Annotated in this window: 1 protein-coding gene; it reads right to left on the bottom strand. The window is 47.5% G+C overall.

Annotated features, from left to right (window positions below; genetic code table 11):
- Positions 1–11: 11 nt before the first annotated feature.
- Positions 12–767 (bottom strand): IS5 family transposase, encoded by a 756-nt coding sequence (locus ACYVIY_RS28640; RefSeq protein WP_460980100.1) that lies wholly within the window; start codon positions 765–767, stop codon positions 12–14.
- Positions 768–846 lie beyond the last annotated feature (79 nt).

Here is an 846-nt window from a genome sequence, read left to right as displayed (position 1 = left end):
TTAGAACCTGTTTAAAAATGCTTGAGCATCCGGTTGATATTAGATAAATACACAAACGATTCGTGGGAACTAACGCCACATTCATAGTCTTTACTGAGCCGTCGCGACCAATTCATCCAGGCAAACGTCCGCTCTACTTTCCAACGCATGGGCACTACTTGGAAGCCAGACAACTCCCTTACCCTGACCACTTCCAGGATGAATCCGTAGGACTTCTTAAGCCAACCAGCCAACTTCTTTCCGTAGGCGCTGTCGGCTAAGATCTTGCTCATGCGCCCATAGCCTTGTTCAGCTAAACGGCTTAGTACCGCCCTGGCGGCTGGGCTGTCATGTTGATTAGCCGCATGAACAACAACGACTAAAACTAAACCTAGGGTATCAATCACAATGTGCCGTTTGCGACCATTGACTTTCTTATGACCATCATAACCTTTGGGTACTACACCCCACTCACTGCATTTAACGCTCTGGGAGTCAATAACTCCAACGCTGGGCGAGGCTTCTCTCCTGGCTTTCTTTCGTCTGCGTTCAACCAAGGCTTTGTTGAGCTTTTCCCAAGTGCCTTCATTACGCCACTTCCAGAAATAGTAGTAGCAGATGGGCCAGGGAGGTAAATCGTTGGGCATTTGCCGCCACTGACCACCGGTTTTGGTAATGTACAGCAGGGCGTTAAAGATAGCACGTAGCGAGTATTTTCGTTTGCGCTTGTCAGCCAGGATTTGTTGAATAACTTGCCAAGCAGAATCAGTCAGGTCTGTGGGGTACATCTTTGGTCGGATTAACCCATAAGATAGGCTGATTCTGTCTTTTCAGACCCTTGCTAGACCATTTTTAAACAGGTTCTTA

It is taken from the genome of Spirosoma knui, from assembly GCF_054780635.1.
This window is presented reverse-complemented; position numbering and strand designations above follow the sequence as displayed.

Coding starts and splice junctions, on each gene's coding strand:
- ACYVIY_RS28640 (WP_460980100.1), bottom strand. CDS start 767: ATGTACCCCACAGACCTGACTGATTCTGCTTGGCAAGTTATTCAACAA.